Genomic DNA, 14199 nt, shown 5'->3' with positions numbered 1-14199 from the left:
CAGCATGTTAGCAGCCGCCTGAGGTGAGTGCTAATTTTTTTGTCCATCCCTCTTGAAATCGAAAAATACCAAAACCAGATCATTTCGCGCAAAAGGCTCGAACGAGGTTTTGCACCCGCCCGGACTGGTCATCCGGTCCGGTGAGGGGATCAACGTCATCTTTTTTGCTCAACGGAGGAAAACATGTCGTTCCGACCGCTTCATGATCGCATTCTTGTCCGCCGCGTCGATTCCGAGGAAAAGACCAAGGGCGGCATCATCATTCCCGACACCGCCAAGGAAAAGCCGCAGGAAGGCGAGGTTATCGCCGTCGGGCCGGGCGCGCGCAACGACGCCGGCCAGATCCAGGCCCTCGACGTCAAGGCCGGCGATCGCATCTTGTTCGGAAAATGGTCCGGCACTGAGATCAAGATCAACGGCGAAGACCTGCTCATCATGAAGGAAAGCGATGTCATGGGCATTATTGAAGCCCAGGCCGAGCGGAAACAGGCTGCCTGAGCCTCCACGCCACGAACCATCAGTCTGATAGCTGCCTATTGAGGAGTTAAAGAAATGGCTGCGAAAGAAGTCAAGTTTCACACCGATGCCCGTGAACGCATGCTGCGAGGGGTCGATGTGCTCGCCAATGCGGTGAAGGTCACGCTCGGCCCGAAGGGTCGTAACGTCGTCATCGACAAGTCCTTCGGCGCTCCGCGCATCACCAAGGACGGTGTTACCGTCGCCAAGGAAATCGAACTGGAAGACAAGTTCGAGAACATGGGCGCCCAGATGCTGCGCGAAGTCGCCTCCAAGACCAACGATCTTGCCGGCGATGGCACCACGACAGCGACGGTTCTCGCTCAAGCGATTGTCAAGGAAGGCGCCAAGGCGGTCGCGTCCGGCATGAACCCGATGGATCTGAAGCGCGGCATAGACCTCGGCGTCGACGCTGTCGTGGCGGAACTGAAGACCAACGCCCGCAAGATCTCCAATAATGCGGAGATCGCCCAGGTCGGCACCATTTCGGCTAACGGCGATGCCGAGATCGGCCGTTATCTCGCCGAAGCCATGCAGAAGGTCGGCAACGAAGGCGTCATCACGGTTGAAGAAGCCAAGACCGCCGAAACCGAACTCGAAGTCGTTGAAGGCATGCAGTTCGACCGCGGCTATCTCAGCCCCTATTTCGTCACCAATACCGACAAGATGCGGGTGGAGTTCGAGGATCCCTATATCCTCATCCATGAAAAGAAGCTCTCGAACCTGCAATCGCTACTTCCAATCCTGGAGGCCGTCGTTCAGACCGGCAAGCCGCTCCTCATCATCGCTGAGGACGTCGAAGGCGAAGCGCTTGCGACCCTCGTCGTCAACAAGCTGCGTGGCGGCCTGAAGATCGCTGCCGTCAAGGCTCCGGGCTTCGGCGATCGCCGCAAGGCCATGCTGGAAGACATCGCCATCCTGACGGGCGGCACTGTCATCTCCGAAGACCTCGGCATCAAGCTCGAGAACGTTACCCTCGACATGCTCGGCCGGGCGAAGAAGGTGGCGATCGAGAAGGAGAATACGACCATTATCGATGGCGTCGGCTCGAAATCGGACATCGAAGGCCGTGTTGCCCAGATCAAGGCCCAGATCGAAGAAACCACCTCTGACTACGACCGCGAAAAGCTGCAGGAACGCCTTGCCAAGCTCGCTGGCGGCGTTGCCGTTATCCGCGTTGGCGGTTCGACCGAAGTCGAAGTGAAGGAAAAGAAGGACCGTGTCGATGACGCGCTGCATGCAACCCGAGCCGCGGTCGAGGAAGGCATCCTGCCGGGCGGCGGCGTTGCTCTGCTGAGAGCCGTCAAGGCGCTTGACAGTCTCAAGACGGAAAACGACGACCAGCGCGTCGGCGTCGATATTGTTCGCCGGGCAATCGAGGCGCCGGTTCGCCAAATAGCAGAGAATGCCGGCGCGGAAGGTTCGATCATCGTCGGCAAGCTGCGCGAGAAGACCGACTTCTCCTATGGCTGGAATGCCCAGACGAATGAATATGGCGATCTCTATGCTCAAGGCGTCATCGATCCGGCCAAGGTCGTGCGCACCGCACTTCAGGATGCAGCTTCGGTCGCGGGCTTGCTGGTGACGACGGAAGCCATGATTGCCGAAAAGCCGAAGAAGGAGGCACCTCCCGCATTGCCTGCTGGAGCTGGAATGGACTTCTAACGGTCAAGCCCGCTCCACCTTCTGGTGGAGCGGGCTCCGCAATGGAGATCACGAATGGTTCAGACGATCATCAAGAGATCAGATGCGCCGCTCGATTCGCGCGACCTGGACCTTTGTCAGCGCGTTTTTGATGAGATCCGGGCAGCGGCGGATATTCCGCGCAAATCGGAAGAGGGCGAGCGGATCGCTGCTATAGTAATAGAACTATACCGCCAGGGAGTACGAAATCCGCGGCAGCTGAAAATACTGGTGCAGGGTGCGCGCGGCACCTTTCCGGAGGTGGCGGAAGGATGAACAGCCATCTTTCTCTTTCGCGGGAAGATCTGCGGATCTGCATGGACGTCGTCAAATCGATAGCGCGTGCTAAAGGGGTCTCTCGTGATCCTACTGCCGTTGCGCAGATCATGACGACGGTCGCAAGATATTATAGCAGAGCCCTGCACGAACCGTCAGCCTTGCGCGCGGCGGCACTCTCCGAGCTCGAAGGCAATTCATTTGCTGAGGGGGCGCCATGGAGGGTAACGGACCAAGCTGAAGCTTCCTAACGTGGCCAGAACTCAGCGATCAGACATCGATGGAGCCAGATATGAGAAAGGAAACCGACAGTATCACAATGAGCGACCCATCCACCGCTGCGGTCACGTCGGCGCATTTGTTGTATCCTGCCCGACATTTTGCCCATCCGCGCGATGTTCTGTCGGCGGAGCATATCACCAAGGATCACAAGCGCGCCATTCTTGCATCCTGGGCCTCGGATATATTCGCAATCGAATCGATGCCCGGCTTTCGGCGCTTTCCAGGCGCGGACCATGTCGTCTCCTATGACGACATCATCGCCGCTTTAAAGTCCTTGGATGACGGCCAAGACATGATCTCGTCGCGGCCTGCGGAGGCCGATAAACTTCGTTGCCAGAGATCGCGGCTGCGCCGTTTTACCGGCCGTTTTGTTTCTAGCAGCCTGAGAAAGGGAGGTCGCCGCCGCCAGATATCAGAAGCCTAGACGTCGCCTTGTAAACGCGTGCCTTTTTAGGACGCTACCCGATTTTTGCCGTCCATTCTTTGCTCTTATGAGGAGGTTTTGCCGATGAAGATCGCCCAGATTGCGCCGCTTGCCGAAAGCGTTCCACCGAAGCTTTATGGGGGAACCGAGCGCATCGTTTCCTATCTTACCGAAGAACTTGTCGCTCAGGGTCACGACGTCACGCTGTTTGCTAGCGGTGACTCCGTTACCGATGCAACCTTGGTGGCGTGCTCGGAGGTCGCGCTCAGGCTCAATCCGGCCGTCAAGGATCATCTTCCGCATCAAGTCGTCCTGCTGGAGGAGATCCGCCGGCGGGCGCATGAATTCGATGTCCTACATTTCCATATTGATCTCTTGCATTTCCCGCTGATCCGGGATTTTTCGGATCGTACAGTCACGACGCTACATGGACGTCTCGACCTGCCGGATCTCAAGCCTTTCTACAAGGCTTTTCCTGATATCCCGCTTGTATCGATCTCCAATGATCAGCGTCGCCCGATGCCACCGGTCAACTGGTCCGGAACCGTGTATCACGGTCTTCCGACCAATCTTCTTTCCTTCACGGCAAAGCCCAAAGGCAACTATCTTGCCTTCCTGGGACGAATCTCCCCCGAGAAACGTCCGGATCGCGCGATCCGCATCGCAACCAAGGTTGGTATGCCGCTGAAGATCGCCGCCAAGATCGACAATGCGGACAAGGCCTATTGGGACACGGTGATCGCGCCGATGGTCAAGAGCCATCCGAACGTCGAGTTCATCGGCGAAATCAACGAGCACCAGAAGGCCGATTTCCTTGGTAATGCCGGCGCGTTGCTTTTCCCGATCGACTGGCCCGAACCGTTCGGGCTGGTGATGATCGAGGCAATGGCATGCGGCACCCCGGTAGTCGGGTTCGGATGCGGTTCGGTTCCGGAAGTGATTGATAACGGTGTTTCAGGCATCGTCGTCGATAGTGTTACGGAGGCGGCCGAGAATGTCGAATGGGCGCTGCGCATGGATCGCCACAAGGTACGCGCGACTTTCGAACGGCGTTTCAGCGCGGAACGGATGGCGCGAGACTATCTCGCTATCTATCGTAACCTGCCCGGCGTTCGCACGAAGGCGGCGTCACTGCGCCGAGCCAATGGCCAGGATCTGGATCTCCAGGTCGTGGCGTAGGAGACATGGCAGCATGTCGACCGCTTCTGTGGACAGCAAGCCATCCGTCGCGTCGGCAGAGCCGGCCGCCCCGGTGGCGCAATTCTTCATACCGGCAACCGCATCCCTGCAGGAGCGGCGACCGCGCACCTTGAAGCACGGCGATACCTTCGCCGTCTTCGACCACAATGGCGATGCGCTTTCCGGGCCTGGTAGCCCGGAGGGCCTTTTCCATCGTGATACGCGTTATCTCTCGCATTTCTATCTGACGATCAACGGCAAGCGGCCAATGCTGTTGTCGTCGACGCTGCGTGAGGATAACGCGACGCTCACCTGCGATCTCACCAACCCCGATCTTTTCGACGAAAAAGGTAAGCTCACGCTCGGCCATGATCTCATTCATCTTCGCAGATCCCGCTTCTTGTGGAATGGCGGTTGCTACGAGCGGCTGGCCATCCGGAATTATGACGATCGGCGGCAGCATGTTCGTGTCGAAATCGTATTTGCGGCCGATTTCGCCGACCTGTTCGAGGTTCGCGGAACTGTGAGAGTGCGTAAAGGCCGCCATCTTACCCCCGTGGTGGAGCAGGATTCGATCTTGCTTTCTTATATCGGGCTTGATGAGCGAAAGCGGTCGACCCGCATTTGCTTTGATCCAAGGCCGGATCAAATTTGCAGCGATCAGGTTATTTATGATCTCCATCTTGAGCCGCATGAGGCGCGATCGTTTTTCATCGAGATAGGTTGCGATCGGGTCGCTGGCCGGCGACCGAGCCACCGTTCCTTTTTCCTTGCTCTAAGGGATGCGCGCCGAGCCTTGCGTTCGTCTTCCTCACGCGCGGCATCGATCGTTACGTCCAACGAGATCTTCAACGAGGTGGTTCGCCGCAGCGTCTCCGACCTCTACATGCTGATGACCGACAAGCCGGAAGGACCTTATCCCTATGCCGGCATTCCCTGGTTCAGCACCGTCTTCGGCCGCGACGCCCTGATCACCGCGCTGGAAACGCTCTGGCTCGATCCGCAGATCGCCCGCGGGGTGCTCGGCCACCTGGCGGCCAACCAGGCGGCGGAGATCGACCCTATCGCGGACGCGGAACCAGGCAAGATTTTGCACGAGGTCCGCTATGGAGAGATGGCCGAACTCGGTGAAGTGCCCTTCCGCCGCTATTATGGCAGTATCGACTCCACGCTCCTCTTCGTGCTGCTGGCTGGCGAATACCTCAAACGTACGGCAGATTTTGCCACGATCCAGTCGCTGCTCCCTGCCATCGAGGCGGCTCTTGCCTGGATCGACGAACATGGCGATCGAGACGGCGACGGTTTCGTCGAATATGGACGACGGACGGAAGAGGGCCTAATCAATCAGGCTTGGAAAGACAGCCACGATTCCATCTTTCACATCGACGGCACGCTTGCGAAGGGACCGATCGCGATTGCCGAGGTGCAGGCCTATCTCTACGGCGCCTGGCAGGGGGCCGCCGAGATCTTTCGCAGGCTCGGCAAGGCGGAACGAGCCGCGAAATTCCTGGCGAGGGCGGAGGGCTTGCGCCGGGCTTTCGACACGAGCTTTTTCGACGAGGAACTTGGCACTTATGTGCTTGCTTTGGACGGAAATAAGCGCCCTTGCAGGGTTCGATCGTCCAATGCCGGCTATGCCCTCTTCACCGGCATAGCCTATCCCGAAAGGGCACGCGTCGTTGCCCGAACGCTGATGGGTGCTTCGTCCTTCTGCGGCTGGGGTGTCCGCACCATTGCCTCGACCGAGGCGCGTTACAATCCCATGAGCTATCATAACGGCTCGATCTGGCCGCATGACAATGCCCTGATTGCCGCCGGCCTTGCCCGCTACGGCTATCGCGCTGAAGCAGCGCGGATTTTCGAAGGCCTGTTTACGGCGTCGACCTATATCGACCTGCGCCGGCTTCCTGAACTCTTCTGCGGGCTGCCGCGCCAGCACGCGCAGGGACCGACCTTCTATCCGGTCGCCTGTTCTCCGCAGGCATGGGCGGCCGCCGCGCCGCTCTTCCTGCTGCAATCGTGCCTAGGCCTTGATTTTGACCCGAACGCGCAGCACGTCAGCTTCAACGAGCCGCAGCTGCCTCCTTTCCTCGATGAGGTGTCGCTGCGGCGCCTGCAGATCGGCAATGGGTCGGCCGACGTCACCATCCGCCGATCCGGTCGCCACGTCGTGGTCGACGTCATTGATCGTCGAGGCGATATCAGGGTGCTGACAACGGCATAGGCGGGCGGCGAAGAAGGCAGTGTCGTCGCCTTGCCTATTCCGGTTTCTCTCTATCGGAGCCAGTACGTCAACCAGAGCAGTAACTCTGCCGCTCGGCATCTGCCGTATTACCCGAATCTGGTCACGCGAAAATCAATTTTTTTGTCGGGGAGTTGCGCTACTCTTGAAACTGTAAGCCACGGAATTATATTAATATTGTTCGATTGCCCAATGGGAATCGAACGAAGTCCAGGAGACGTCATGCTCTTGGCGTCTCCTTGTATCCATGTTGCTTATAAGGAGGATATGGCTATGAGGACAAACCTCGATTTCTCACCCCTGTTCCGGTCGAGCATCGGCTTCGATCGAATGTTGAATGCGCTCGAAGCGGCAAGTCGCGTCGACACGATCGACAACTGGCCCCCGTACGACATCGTCAAGTCCGGCGAGGATAGCTATCGCATCGCCATGGCAGTGGCGGGCTTCTCGCAGGACGAATTGACGATCACCCAGGAGCAGAACATGCTCGTCGTCTCGGGCCAGAAGGCAAACGCTGAAGATGTGCAGTATCTGCATCGCGGCATCGCCGGCCGCTCGTTCCAGCGCCGGTTCGAGCTTGCCGATCACGTCAAGGTGGTAGGTGCCGGTCTCGTCAATGGTCTGCTGACGATCGATCTCAAGCGCGAAATCCCCGAAGAAATGAAGCCGCGCCAGATCGCCATTACGACCGACATGGCTCTATCAAAGCCTGAGACGAAGCAGATAGAGGCCGAAAAGCAGGCGGCTTAAGCTTCCACACAAGCGCAATTCGCACAAAGGCGCCGAGCATGGCTCGGCGCCTCCAGGCGAACTTTGCCAAGTGAGCAAACGGAAAGGAGAAAAACATGAGTGTTCGCGATTTGATTCCCTGGAATCGCAACAATGGCAATCAGATTCCGACTGTCCTGCGCGACGACGACCGTGATCCCTTCCTGTCGCTTCATCGCGAGGTAAACCGTCTATTCGATAATGTCTTCCGCCGCTTCGGCACCGGCCTGTCATCCTTCGGAAACGGCTCCGTCTTCAGTGCCGGCTGGCCGAACGTCGAGATCTCCGACACTGCCAAGGAGATCAAGGTGACCGCCGAAGTGCCCGGGCTTGAGGAGAACGACATCGAGGTCCTGCTCAACGATGGTGTGCTGACGCTGAAGGGCGAAAAGCGTTCCGAGAACGAGGACAAGGATCGCCAGTTCTCCGAGCGCTATTACGGCCGCTTCGAGCGCCGCATCCCGCTTGGCGTCGAGGTCAACGAAGAGCAGGTCGATGCCCGCTTCAAGAATGGCGTGCTGACCGTGACCTTGCCGAAGAGTGAGAAGGCGCAGTCGCAAGTCAAACGCATTGCCATCAAGAGCTGATCGATTCAATCCAGCCGGCGGCTGCCCCGGCGGCCGCCAATAAGGTCCTAATGGATCGAAGCAGCACCACCTATCGAATTCGCGCCGAGCATTTTAACCGATGTCGCGCGTGCTCGTGAGACGTGGCTTTTGATCTTTCGATCTCGCACCCGGAAGGTCTCGCCGCATCGTCATATGATAAACCGCCGACAATCGTAAGAAGTGTGAGCGATCCGTCCGTAGAAGGAAATCAAACAGGTGACCGACTGGCTCGACAGTGAGGTCAAGTAAGGAGGATTCCCAATGCACCACGTTTTAGCCGAAATGCGTTACGGTGCGCTCGTCCTGAGTTCGTCGACGGTACATCGGAGTTTAAGTTGACCAGAATTCCCTACATCGAGCTTATCCCATGGAACGATATAGCCAGTCGACCGCTGTTCGAATCCGAAGAGCCGTAGCATGACGTTGCCAATCGTCGTTGCCGATACTCTTTCCAGCAAGCCAAGAGCTCCGAGGTGATATTCGACAACAAAGAAATCTTCGTCCGCAGCTTCCGCTTTGATCTCTTCCAAGCGTGCGATCGGCTGACCATTTAAGTCGTGAACCTTCATTCCAAGCAGGAGCTCCAGATGTATCTCCGTCATGACGACCCTCCCGGAATGTGCCTGAGAATATGTTGTCTCAACCATTCCTGCTTCTGTTCTAGCGGCGTTTCGCTGTTGTCGATATCAACTTCAATGTCGATGCCCACATCAGTGACTTTCGACCAAGGAATCCGATAGGGGCATTGATCGCGCTCTGCCCGCACCCGTTGGGAAAAGGCAAGCAGCCAGCGATATAGGCGCTGGCTCAGCCTTCGCAGCAATGTCAAATGGCCCATTTCGACAAAGCTGATCTTGAGCCGGTCGTCGTTTTCGGTCGTAAGCACGATACCGTCGACCTTTCCGATACGAGCCTGTCTGCGATCGACCACCTGCTTATCCAGAACGTCGCGCGCAAGATACATGTCAGCCTCCCAGGATCTCCAGAGGTGTAGTTACAATCGAAAGCACGAAAGCCATCGCGACGATAAAGATGACTGCGGCATTGCCGATCCACCCGTTTCTGTGCTTCCCTACATAGGTCGGATCGTTCATCAGGATAAGGAAGGGAACCACGCCGAACGGCAGGCTGAGAGCTGAGAGGGCCATCGAAAAGATGGTGATCCGAAGCGGATCCAGGCCGATGACGATTGGGATCATGGCAATCATAAGGCAGGCTGTGTAGACGAGGCAGAAGGCGGGATTTTCTTTCGGCTTCATGTTTTCCGACCAATTCCATCCGAAGCCTTGTGCGATTAGATAGGCCTGTGCCAGGCTCACCTCGAGGGTCGCGCCCAAACATGTAATCCCGAGCGAGATGGCAAAGAGGCAAAGTCCCCATTTTCCAAAGGCGGGCGTGAGGATCATGGCAATCTGCTCATATCCTTCAATATCCTCAATCCCGTTGGAGGGATAAATCATTGCAGCCAGAACCATGACTGCGGCGGTAATGATCGCGCCGAAACTCATGCCAAGGATCGCGATCGCGCGATTGGCGCCAAAGTAGGTCTTGTCCCATTCGTCTTCGATGGCACCCGAGGAATAGAAGTAAAAGAGATAGGGCGAAATGACAGCGCCCAATATTCCGACGACGCTGAAGCTATAATGTAGCGGATCTTTACTCGGCAGCGTCGGCACAAGTCCTTTCGCGATTTCGCCCCAGTGCGGATCCATGACAAACACGGCGACGACAAAAGAGAGCGCCAGAAGCCCCAAAGACGATATGCCATTCTCGATAAGGCCGAATGTGCCCCGCCAGAGCAGCAACCAAGCGGTAAATGTCACCGGCAATGACCACCACGGAAATTTCACGCCAGTCAGGAATTGCACCGCAAGCGAGATGCCGCCGATTTCGGCGGCAAGAACGAGAAGATTGACGATAAAGACCACGGATGCAGTGAGAAGAAAAATATTGGAGCCGAAGCGATCCCGAATTCCGTCGACGATCGTATAATGGCTCGCGATTGCGAAGCGCCCCGACATTTCAACGAGGAAAATCACACAGATCGTGCCGAGAACAACAGCCCAAAGGGGAGTATAACCATAGGCTGCTCCTGCTTGGGCGGAGGTCGCGATATTTCCCGTTTCAAGAAAACCGCCGATGCTGGTGATGACGCCAAGCGATACCTGCAGCAATTTCTTCAATCTGCTGCTCCTGGGGACAAAGCCTTTGGAACTGTATGTCCGCTTTTTTGACATAGAGATCAAATTGAGCGCGGTGGCACGCCGTGGACAACCATGAAGCCTCAATAGCGCGGGACGCGATGCTCGTCTGCTTCGAGGTACAACTGTCGAACATGTTGCCTCGATCTGACGGAGGGGAAATGACCTCCAGCCCTCCCAGCTCATGGGCGGCGGTTCACACCGCCGTCAATGGGGTGCAAGATCAGATGCGACACTTTATTTTACATGCCGTTAGGGCGCGGGCCAAATAGCGCTTGTGCGATCTTCTCCAATTCGAACGGCTTTTCGTTCAATAAAAATCCCTTGAACGACGCGGGCACGATGGAAGGATCATATCCAGTAGCAAAGATGAAAGCGATATTGAGCTCCTGTAGTCTCTCCGCAACTGGGAATACCAGTTCTCCGTCGAGATATATGTCGAGAATAGCAACATCTATCTTCTCGTCATCAATCAGATCCAGAGCAACGTCAACACGACCGGTGGGGCCAATGACGGTCGCTCCCAACTTCTTGAGCTGGCGGCGCGTTTCGTCGGCCAGCAAATACTCATCTTCGACGATGAGCACCCGCTTGCCCGCAAACATCTTGCTGTAGCTGCGAACCATGATATCGCTTCCACGTCAGGACCAAGACGATCTACAAACTCCTTGCCTGACTGTACAGTGTTTTGAACCGCCTCGGCCTCCATTTCCTCCCAACTTGCAGGGCTACGGAAGGTTGCGTCAAAACCTGCGTTTATCAGTAAGTGGCCGGCGGTACCGCCTGCGCTGCTTCGCACCAATGGTGGGGACATCGGCGAAACTGGTCCAGAGCATGCGGCGAATGCTGGCCGAGGCGTTTTGAACATCCTCGGACGCGTAACTGAAGTCAATTGCAATAGTGCGCGGCCGCCGATCCCGGCACGGTCATTCACCCGTTGAACGAGATCTCCGTTTTGAGACAGCTGGCAATCAAGAAGTATCGCCCTTGATTCAGGAATCGCGGCGAGACAGTCTGTCTGGAAGATCTTGCGCTGCTGGCGGACCAAAAGCCTTAGGTTTTTGCGCCTGAAGCCGAGCGTGATCGGCGCGGCATTTTATCCGCACGGTATCGGCTTGATATTATCTCCATTCAGGAACAAATCCCGCTCATGAGGGTTCGACCGCCGGAGGGAAGTCACGCCGGTCCCTCCTGGCTCGCAAATCCGCTGGCGAGCCGCCTCCTGAGGCGCGTCATGAATTCAAAGGCCGCTGGGCTGGATTGGATTCATGGCGCGTCTGGTGGGAGACGCCGATCGTGATCGGGCGGCCTTGGCTTTTTCTTCATACTATTGGGATTGATCCAGGGCATGGGGCGAGGGCTGACCGGGCCGTTGTGGCTCATGTCGATGAAAGAAAAGGGCTCCCGCGACAAGTACACAGCCGATAAGCACCGCCAATATGATATAGGCAATCAGAGCACCGAATTTTCCCTTTTCGAAGACGGCCATGACTGCACTTTCCCTGTGCTAGAAACCAGCGTTTCACATCCAAACCTCCTTCCGACTCGAAAGTTCCCTTTTCAAATCAGGCTTTGCGGATGTCGGGGATTAGCAACAGTCGAACATCTCCCAGATCGATACCGGCGAGGGTACGCCAGTATCCCATCGGTTGCTCGGTCGTGAACTCCGGCCGCCAAATTTCAGTTGCCTGGGAACATCGCCGCAGGCCGACTGTTTGGCGCAGGATCGAGATGTTGGAGGAACCGATGAAAGCACTGACCTGGCACGGCAAGCATGACATACGGTGCGAGAGTGTTCCCGATCCTCGGTTAGACGATGAACGCGACATCATCATAAAGGTAACCGCGTGCGCGATCTGCGGTTCCGACCTCCATCTCTATGATGGCGTGATGCCCGCCATGGAAAGCGGTGATATCATGGGCCATGAAACCATGGGGGAAGTCGTCGAGGTCGGCAAAGGGGTCTCACGATTGGCCGTCGGAGACCGCGTGGTCGTTCCCTTCACGATCGCCTGCGGCGAATGCTTCTTTTGCCAGCGCGGCTTCTTCTCAGGTTGCGAGCGGACAAATCCCGACCGTTCGAAGGTAACGAAGCTTTGGGGAAATTCGCCAGCCGGCCTGTTCGGCTATTCTCACCTCCTTGGCGGCTACAGCGGCGGCCAGGCCGAATATCTGCGCGTTCCCTATGGCGACGTCGGGCCAGCCAAGGTTCCAAATGGGCTGGATGACGAACAGGTCCTGTTTCTCTCCGATATCTTCCCGACCGGTTATATGGCGGCGGAATTCTGCAGTATTCAGCAAGGCGACACGATCGCGATCTGGGGATGTGGTCCGGTGGGTCAAATGGCCATTCGATCGGCTTTCCTGCTAGGTGCTGAACGCGTTATCGCCATCGATACCGTTCCAACGCGTCTTTTGCTGGCTGAAGCTGGCGGCGCCGAGACGGTCAATTTCCTGGAAGAAGATGTCTATGACCGCATCATGGAAATGACCCGAGGACGTGGTGCCGATGCATGTATTGACGCGGTGGGAACCGAGGCCGAGGCTTCCGCCAGTTGGGCTTCCAGATGGGATCGCATCAAGGTGGCGACCTTCATGGGTACGGACCGGCCCCACGTCTTGCGCCAGGCCATCCATTGTTGTCGCAACTTCGGCACCGTATCGATCGTCGGCGTTTATGGCGGATATCTCGACAAGATTCCAATGGGATCGGCGATCAATAGAGGCCTGACCTTCAAGATGGCGCAGACGCCGGTGCAACATTACCTGCCCATGTTGATGGAACGTATCGAAAAGGGCGAAATCGATCCTTCCTTCGTCGTTACCCACCGCGGAACCCTTGAAGACGGGCCTGACCTTTACAAGCTTTTTCGCGACAAACAGGACGGTTGCGTGAAAGTCGTGCTCAAACCTTGAGAAGGAGCAGGCTTATGGCCAAGAGGGCTTTGGAAAATGGACTGGCTGTCATCACCGGCGCCTCGCGCGGCATCGGTTATGAACTGGCGGCCTGCGCCGCCGCGGAAGGTTACAATCTCATCGTGGCGGCTGACGAGAGCGAGATCGAAACCGCGGCCGTGCAGCTCAGAAAGTTTGGCGGCGAGGTGCAGGCGGTGCAGACCGATCTTTCGACACCATTCGGGGTCGACACGCTTTTGGCGAGCATCGCCGCGACCGGTCGGCCCGTTGATTTGCTCATGGCAAATGCCGGACAGGGGTTGGGCCGGCAATTTCTCGATCAAGACTTTACCCGCGCCAGAAAGGTCATTGATACCAATATCGTCGGAACCGTGTATCTGATCCAGCACATCGGAAATCAGATGAGAAGCCGCGGCAATGGCCGCATTCTGCTGACCGGCTCGATTGCCGGGTTCCTGCCGGGCGCTTACCAGGCGATCTACAATGGAACCAAGGCCTTTATCAATAGCTTCTCCTTCGCTCTGCGCGAAGAATTGAAAGGTACCGGCGTGTCGGTCAGTTGCCTGATGCCTGGGGCAACGGACACGAATTTCTTTAAGCGGGCCGGCTTGATGGACACGGAAATTGGCCAAGCCAAGAAGGATAATCCCGCGGAAGTCGCCCGGATCGGCTTCGATGCGATGATGGACGGTGAAGCGGATGTCGTGAGCGGCTGGAAGAACAAGCTCCAAGCCGCGGTGGCGAACATAACACCGGCCAGCATCTTGGCGCACCAGCATGCAAAAACGGCCCGCCCGGGCTCGGCCGAAAATTAATCAGCTTCCATGAGGTCCGACAAGCAAGCGAGGTATCGTAATGGCCAAGTCGAACAATCCAGGCGGAAAGAAGAGGGGAGATCCCACTCAGGACGCCAAAGGTCAGTATCGAAAGCTGTTGCATGGCAGTCAGAGTGACGGTGTCGCGAGCGCCAAGCCAAGGGTCATTACCGGTTCCAGCGATGCAACCGTAAACAAGACCCCACCAGGATCGGCAGAACCCGAAAAGGACTGGGATCTCAATTATGATCCGCGTGACATGAACGAGGGCAAATATCGCGGCTGAATT

Annotated in this window: 15 protein-coding genes; 11 read left to right on the top strand and 4 right to left on the bottom strand. The window is 57.0% G+C overall.

The window, feature by feature from the left end; translation table 11 throughout:
• The first annotated feature begins 183 nt into the window (after positions 1-183).
• The 8 genes from groES to GDN47_RS20185 all read left to right on the top strand — a co-directional run bounded on the left by groES (position 184) and on the right by GDN47_RS20185 (position 7957).
• Positions 184-498, top strand: a complete 315-nt coding sequence (gene groES, locus GDN47_RS20225) for a co-chaperone GroES (protein ID WP_113353012.1) — start codon at positions 184-186, stop codon at positions 496-498.
• A 54-nt stretch (positions 499-552) separates the two neighbouring features.
• The gene (gene groL / locus GDN47_RS20220) at positions 553-2181 is read left to right on the top strand and encodes a chaperonin GroEL (RefSeq protein ID WP_152094104.1); all 1629 of its coding nucleotides are present in this window, start codon (positions 553-555) and stop codon (positions 2179-2181) included.
• A 54-nt stretch (positions 2182-2235) separates the two neighbouring features.
• Positions 2236-2475 carry a hypothetical protein gene (locus GDN47_RS20215; RefSeq protein WP_069614229.1) on the top strand — a complete coding sequence of 80 codons (240 nt, stop codon included), beginning with the start codon at positions 2236-2238 and terminating at the stop codon, positions 2473-2475.
• Positions 2476-2767: 292 nt separating this feature from the next.
• Positions 2768-3181, top strand: a complete 414-nt coding sequence (locus GDN47_RS20205) for a hypothetical protein (protein ID WP_113396496.1) — start codon at positions 2768-2770, stop codon at positions 3179-3181.
• Positions 3182-3265: 84 nt separating this feature from the next.
• On the top strand, positions 3266-4360 hold the full coding sequence (locus GDN47_RS20200) for a glycosyltransferase family 4 protein (protein WP_152094103.1): 1095 nt from the start codon (positions 3266-3268) through the stop codon (positions 4358-4360).
• Between the two features lie 13 nt (positions 4361-4373).
• The gene (locus GDN47_RS20195; protein ID WP_152094102.1) at positions 4374-6584 is read left to right on the top strand and encodes an amylo-alpha-1,6-glucosidase; all 2211 of its coding nucleotides are present in this window, start codon (positions 4374-4376) and stop codon (positions 6582-6584) included.
• A gap of 291 nt (positions 6585-6875) precedes the next feature.
• A complete protein-coding gene (locus GDN47_RS20190; protein WP_113353018.1) occupies positions 6876-7352 on the top strand; it encodes an Hsp20 family protein in 477 nt (158 codons plus the stop codon).
• Positions 7353-7447: 95 nt separating this feature from the next.
• Positions 7448-7957 (top strand): Hsp20/alpha crystallin family protein, encoded by a 510-nt coding sequence (locus GDN47_RS20185; protein WP_152094101.1) that lies wholly within the window; start codon positions 7448-7450, stop codon positions 7955-7957.
• A gap of 308 nt (positions 7958-8265) precedes the next feature.
• Here the strand turns inward: GDN47_RS20185 and GDN47_RS20180 are convergent, their stop codons facing one another.
• From GDN47_RS20180 to GDN47_RS20165, 4 genes are all read right to left on the bottom strand, one after another.
• Entirely contained in the window at positions 8266-8580 is a 315-nt protein-coding gene (locus tag GDN47_RS20180; protein ID WP_113353020.1) for a PRC-barrel domain containing protein, read from the bottom strand.
• Positions 8577-8942: a hypothetical protein gene (locus GDN47_RS20175; protein ID WP_152094100.1), complete on the bottom strand. Its 366-nt coding sequence runs from the start codon at positions 8940-8942 to the stop codon at positions 8577-8579. Before GDN47_RS20175 ends, GDN47_RS20180 begins: the two co-directional genes overlap by 4 nt.
• A gap of 1 nt (position 8943) precedes the next feature.
• The gene (locus tag GDN47_RS20170) at positions 8944-10161 is read right to left on the bottom strand and encodes an Nramp family divalent metal transporter (RefSeq protein ID WP_152094163.1); all 1218 of its coding nucleotides are present in this window, start codon (positions 10159-10161) and stop codon (positions 8944-8946) included.
• A gap of 260 nt (positions 10162-10421) precedes the next feature.
• Positions 10422-10805: a response regulator gene (locus GDN47_RS20165; protein WP_173002530.1), complete on the bottom strand. Its 384-nt coding sequence runs from the start codon at positions 10803-10805 to the stop codon at positions 10422-10424.
• A gap of 1120 nt (positions 10806-11925) precedes the next feature.
• Between GDN47_RS20165 and GDN47_RS20160 the strand changes: the two genes are divergently transcribed.
• Genes GDN47_RS20160 through GDN47_RS20150 form a run of 3 tightly spaced genes read left to right on the top strand, consistent with a single transcriptional unit; the run spans position 11926 to position 14196 of the window.
• Positions 11926-13095, top strand: a complete 1170-nt coding sequence (locus GDN47_RS20160; protein WP_152094098.1) for a zinc-dependent alcohol dehydrogenase — start codon at positions 11926-11928, stop codon at positions 13093-13095.
• 14 nt (positions 13096-13109) lie between these two features.
• A complete protein-coding gene (locus GDN47_RS20155; protein WP_152094097.1) occupies positions 13110-13910 on the top strand; it encodes an SDR family NAD(P)-dependent oxidoreductase in 801 nt (266 codons plus the stop codon).
• A 40-nt stretch (positions 13911-13950) separates the two neighbouring features.
• Entirely contained in the window at positions 13951-14196 is a 246-nt protein-coding gene (locus GDN47_RS20150; RefSeq protein WP_095437741.1) for a hypothetical protein, read from the top strand.
• Positions 14197-14199 lie beyond the last annotated feature (3 nt).

Origin of the sequence: Martinezella dioscoreae, assembly GCF_009176305.1 — a bacterium.
GTDB classification, from domain to species: Bacteria; Pseudomonadota; Alphaproteobacteria; order Rhizobiales; family Rhizobiaceae; genus Rhizobium; species Rhizobium dioscoreae.
Note: the sequence above shows the minus strand (reverse complement) of the source record. Positions and strands in the feature narration are given on the sequence as shown.

What these genes read in the sequence shown, in the direction of transcription:
- GDN47_RS20150 (WP_095437741.1), top strand. Translation starts at nt 13,951, where the DNA reads ATGGCCAAGTCGAACAATCCAGGCGGAAAGAAGAGGGGAGATCCCACT.
- GDN47_RS20175 (WP_152094100.1), bottom strand. Translation starts at nt 8,942, where the DNA reads ATGTATCTTGCGCGCGACGTTCTGGATAAGCAGGTGGTCGATCGCAGA.
- GDN47_RS20195 (WP_152094102.1), top strand. Translation starts at nt 4,374, where the DNA reads ATGTCGACCGCTTCTGTGGACAGCAAGCCATCCGTCGCGTCGGCAGAG.
- GDN47_RS20185 (WP_152094101.1), top strand. Translation starts at nt 7,448, where the DNA reads ATGAGTGTTCGCGATTTGATTCCCTGGAATCGCAACAATGGCAATCAG.
- GDN47_RS20180 (WP_113353020.1), bottom strand. Translation starts at nt 8,580, where the DNA reads ATGACGGAGATACATCTGGAGCTCCTGCTTGGAATGAAGGTTCACGAC.
- GDN47_RS20205 (WP_113396496.1), top strand. Translation starts at nt 2,768, where the DNA reads ATGAGAAAGGAAACCGACAGTATCACAATGAGCGACCCATCCACCGCT.
- GDN47_RS20160 (WP_152094098.1), top strand. Translation starts at nt 11,926, where the DNA reads ATGAAAGCACTGACCTGGCACGGCAAGCATGACATACGGTGCGAGAGT.
- GDN47_RS20165 (WP_173002530.1), bottom strand. Translation starts at nt 10,805, where the DNA reads ATGGTTCGCAGCTACAGCAAGATGTTTGCGGGCAAGCGGGTGCTCATC.
- GDN47_RS20215 (WP_069614229.1), top strand. Translation starts at nt 2,236, where the DNA reads ATGGTTCAGACGATCATCAAGAGATCAGATGCGCCGCTCGATTCGCGC.
- GDN47_RS20155 (WP_152094097.1), top strand. Translation starts at nt 13,110, where the DNA reads ATGGCCAAGAGGGCTTTGGAAAATGGACTGGCTGTCATCACCGGCGCC.
- GDN47_RS20190 (WP_113353018.1), top strand. Translation starts at nt 6,876, where the DNA reads ATGAGGACAAACCTCGATTTCTCACCCCTGTTCCGGTCGAGCATCGGC.
- groL (WP_152094104.1), top strand. Translation starts at nt 553, where the DNA reads ATGGCTGCGAAAGAAGTCAAGTTTCACACCGATGCCCGTGAACGCATG.
- GDN47_RS20200 (WP_152094103.1), top strand. Translation starts at nt 3,266, where the DNA reads ATGAAGATCGCCCAGATTGCGCCGCTTGCCGAAAGCGTTCCACCGAAG.
- groES (WP_113353012.1), top strand. Translation starts at nt 184, where the DNA reads ATGTCGTTCCGACCGCTTCATGATCGCATTCTTGTCCGCCGCGTCGAT.